Source organism: Priestia sp. P5_B4, assembly GCF_056400385.1.
The window spans coordinates 1-3,971 of sequence record NZ_JBFULJ010000330.1 but is presented as its reverse complement, the minus strand read 5'-3'; the positions used below and the strand labels follow the sequence as shown (position 1 = coordinate 3,971).

The following is a 3,971-nucleotide window of genomic DNA, read 5'->3' as shown; positions in this document are numbered from 1 at the left end:
GTCTTGAAGATTAGATATAGGGGTATTACCTATGAAGAAAAAACATATGAGAAAGGATTGTACCTATATTTTATCAAAGGAATACTTTCCAATGAATATGGCGATAAAATCAATTTATTGGATTAAAATGGTACAATTTAAGGAAATTAGTTACAATTAATATTATTAAATCAAGAGTAAAACAGAATCTATAATTGAATGTCCCTTTTAATCAAAAAAGCCTATTCTTATAGAAACTAGGCTTTTTTGATATAAAAAATCATACACTTTTGTTATAACAATTTATTATTTAGAGAAAAGTTTAGCAAAGAAACCTTTTTTCTCACTGGCAGCTACTTGCTGTTTCGTTTCTTGCAGGAGTCGAATAGAATCTGTGATTTCATTATTCCTCTTAGCAAGAGTCTCATCAATATAACGCTGCTGTTCCTCTAACTTTGTTGTTAAGGCTTGATTAAATTGTTGTTGTAACTCAAACTGCTCTCTTAGAAACCTTAATTCATCTATAATCTTTTCTTGATAGATCGGTTCAAGATCAGGCTTAAACGATTCACCCCCACTATTGAAATAATGGTTAATCTGTTTAATTGAATAATTTTGTTCTCTACTTAGTTTCTTAATTAAAATAAGTATCTCAAGAGCCTCTTTATCAAAGTAGTGGTAATTATTCTCCCCACGGATCGTTGGTATGTGGTTTTTTAACTCGTTCATCCAATTTCGAATAACTGCGGCACTCTCACCGATATGATTTGCAGCTTCTTTTACGGTTAATAACGGTTGATCCATGTTATCATCGATGTTTGATAAACCTTGCTTTTCACTTTCGTTCATGTTTTCATCCACCTTCATTAACTTAAATTAAAACATATATGCATATATAATAAAGCAATTTATCAACCTTTTAAACCTTAATAAGTACTTTCCTTAAGGTTTTGATATAGCTAGTTTTTCAAATGTAAAGTTCGATGTTCGTTTAATAAAACCTTCTTCCTTATTAAAAGTTATTCGTTATCGATTAAGGTTTTCACTCAAGTTGAACATAAGTTGAACCTAAGATACTAAAAAACTATAAACTTATATAAAAACTTCAATCTAAAGTTATATAAGTTTAACTAAAGTTCTACTTAACCTTATTTAAAAGTTAAAAATTCGCTTTATCTAAAAATATCCCTCTGTATGGAGTAAAATACAGAGGGATATTAAGATTATTATATATTTATAGTGTCATACTCTTTTGAATAGGAAATACCAAAATCTATAAGTAGCAGGTTTTAGCTTTAAACGTATTTCTTTAAGAATTTCACCACTTTATTTTCATTTGCAATATTATGCTCTAAAGATGTTATTTTTTCTTGAAGTTTTTTTTCTTTTTGTTGCTGCTCTTCTAGTTCCTTTTCTAATAAAGTTATTCTCTCTTGAAAAGGAATTGTCGTGAGATTCTTTAATAACTCATTTTGATTGGTTAGATCTAACCGAATCTTTCCACTATCCCTTGTTGAGTTTAGTTTTATATCAAAGCTATTCTTTTCATAAAAGGAGATTAATCTAGAGATGTGATCAGAATCAAAGTGAGACAAACATCCTGTTATTCTTAAATAACCTTTGTTGATAGAATGTGTAATTAAAGCGCGCATTGCCACTGATCCATAGCCTTTATTCACGCCACCAGGACTTTTGATGTCATGAATGTACACACTACACTTCGCTTTTACCTCAAAGTAAATTATACATAAGTTATTTGCAGGTGAATCCTGTGAAGGTGATTGTCTTACATATATGGTTCCACGTTCATCCTCCCTCTCAAGATAATAAGGGTACACTACCTCTCCATATTTCGTGAAGTCTTCATTCATAGCTTCCATAAGAAAAACTCCCTTGTATAAAGATTTTTTTCTTAAAAAAGAACCTTACAACTTTATTAGAAAAAGGTTATAAGCTATTTTTGAGGTTCATAGACAACAGGGACTTTGTCCATTTTTATCGTTTCAGCCACGATATAACGACGATAGCCATCTTTTAAGACCTTCGATCCTTTATCAATCGTTAACGGCTTATCGAGGTGTCCTGTACGCTTCACAAACTCAATGACTTCTTCTGTTTTCACAGGGTTTGGACGTGTCTTTAAGAAAGCTTCAGGAACGATGATCTCGTCAAATTTCACAACATCCTGTGTCCCTTTTGGCTGAGTTGGTAGCTGTTTCGGTTGTGGTGCAGCCTTTTTCTCTTGCACAGGCGTTTCTTTCACTTCTGGCTGTACCGTTTCAGCTTCCTTTTTTTCTTCTTTTGCTACAGGCTGAGAAACAGGAGCTTGTTTTTCTTCCTGCTTGGTAGCTGCAACCTCTTGTTGTGCCTTAGAAACCTCTTGTTTCGCTTCTTTTTTATCTTTCGACTCATTCGCTTCTTTATCGTTTTTATTCGGGAGAACGGTAATCTGAAAGCAGATGATACCAATTTCCCCAGGGCATTCGTCAATGCGAATATCTAACGTTGGTTCGCCTTGTATTAAGATTTTTTCATGCATAATACTTTTCTTTGTGAGTCCGGTTTTATTAAAGGCTTTCTTGGCAACAAACACGGTATACGAAATAAACGTACTCTTCTTCAGACCTTTAGGCGCAGATGGAGAGCCTTTTTCACGCATATCAAAGGCAACGTAGCGATCGTATTCTCGTAATGGACCCGTCGCAGATCCTGTTAGTGTCATTTTATGTGGCATCGTGATCTCCTCCTACATAGATTTATATATTAATTATTTAGAACATATTTCTAAATAATAATATCCTAATTAAACATCAGCTTCTAAGGGATTTCTTCACTTTTTGATTAAGAAACTGAGCCTTTTAACTGGTCCTGTTGGTGCAATAAAGCTTGTTCCTCTGGTGTTAAGGCTTGTCCAAGATCTTGTTTAAGCTGCACCATTTCTAACGAACTGTACGTCGTACTGTGCTCTTGGAGTAAGTTTTCTTCTTCTGGCGTTAGTTCTTGCCCTAATTTCTGCTTTAACTCAATTATTTTTAGCTGCTGATCTAGAGGAATAGCTTTTTCTTGTTTGCACTTCTTTCCTTCCTTTCGAGCTTTCAACCAAGCAGGAACGATTTCCTTACGGATGATATGTTTAGGCGTAAATAGGGATGCTGTTTCACTTTCAGTATGTATGTCTGAATCAGATGATTGTTCTTCTGTATTCCCTTTAAGTAGATTCGTAAATTGATTGTAAGCAATTTGATAAACAAGACGGCACATTTTATCCAGTGATAGGGGAGTACCCTTACGATTCGCTTCATATACATATTTATCTAATCCAACAATGGTCCAATACGCAATTTCATGTATTTGCTCTTTTTCAATCTCAATCTCTGTATCTCGTTTTACGGCTTTTGCAGCATTTTGAATACGAGCATAAAAGTCTTTAAGTTGATGACCATATTTACCTGCATACACATTATTTACTTTCTTAGGMACACCTTTGATATAAGCAAATGACTGTGAAGCAGATATTAAATGATTATTTAAATGATTTTTAGGTAAATCAAGGTTAATAAAGGGGGACGAYGTTTTTTCGCCCTCTAAGCTTGGTSTATCAACRTTTTCRGCACTTTCTGGACTTGTCACAGGAGTTGTCACAGGAGTTGTCATTTCTTCTTGTTGAAGCGTTTGAAYACCTGTTGTATCGTGTGCAAAAAAGATTTCCTCACAAATTTGATCAAAATTCTTATGGCTTTTAAGGATAAACACATAGCTATCAGGATGAGCACCTGTTGTATCTTCTTTGATATAACGTGCCACGATCATAAACGGTGTTGCCTTTAAAGACTTCACAAAGCGAGAAACGGTACTTTGAGATACATCAAATTTTTGCATAAGTGTTTTTGATTGGATTGCTTGAATGCCCGTAGCAACAAGGTTATAAATCACGTAATCTAACATTTCCATACGTTTTTTAGGGAATACTTTATGTAAGGCCAATTGTTGTT

The 3,971-nt window shown here is 33.9% G+C and carries 4 protein-coding genes; all 4 read right to left on the bottom strand.

Features of this window, described 5'->3' with window-relative positions; all coding sequences use genetic code 11:
• Positions 1–285: 285 nt before the first annotated feature.
• Positions 286–828 carry a helix-turn-helix domain-containing protein gene (locus AC1DRF_RS18630; protein WP_414860142.1) on the bottom strand — a complete coding sequence of 181 codons (543 nt, stop codon included), beginning with the start codon at positions 826–828 and terminating at the stop codon, positions 286–288.
• A 446-nt stretch (positions 829–1,274) separates the two neighbouring features.
• Positions 1,275–1,859, bottom strand: coding sequence for a hypothetical protein (locus AC1DRF_RS18625; RefSeq protein WP_436363228.1), 585 nt, complete (start codon positions 1,857–1,859; stop codon positions 1,275–1,277).
• Positions 1,860–1,933: 74 nt separating this feature from the next.
• Positions 1,934–2,713, bottom strand: a complete 780-nt coding sequence (locus AC1DRF_RS18620; RefSeq protein WP_477741366.1) for a ParB N-terminal domain-containing protein — start codon at positions 2,711–2,713, stop codon at positions 1,934–1,936.
• A gap of 107 nt (positions 2,714–2,820) precedes the next feature.
• A partial coding sequence (locus tag AC1DRF_RS18615) for a replication protein (RefSeq protein ID WP_477741365.1) occupies positions 2,821–3,971 on the bottom strand: 1,151 nt, incomplete at its 5' end.

Bases quoted from the DNA above. Each gene is read 5' to 3' on its own strand.
- AC1DRF_RS18630 (WP_414860142.1), bottom strand. From the start codon at position 828: ATGAACGAAAGTGAAAAGCAAGGTTTATCAAACATCGATGATAACATG.
- AC1DRF_RS18625 (WP_436363228.1), bottom strand. From the start codon at position 1,859: ATGGAAGCTATGAATGAAGACTTCACGAAATATGGAGAGGTAGTGTAC.
- AC1DRF_RS18620 (WP_477741366.1), bottom strand. From the start codon at position 2,713: ATGCCACATAAAATGACACTAACAGGATCTGCGACGGGTCCATTACGA.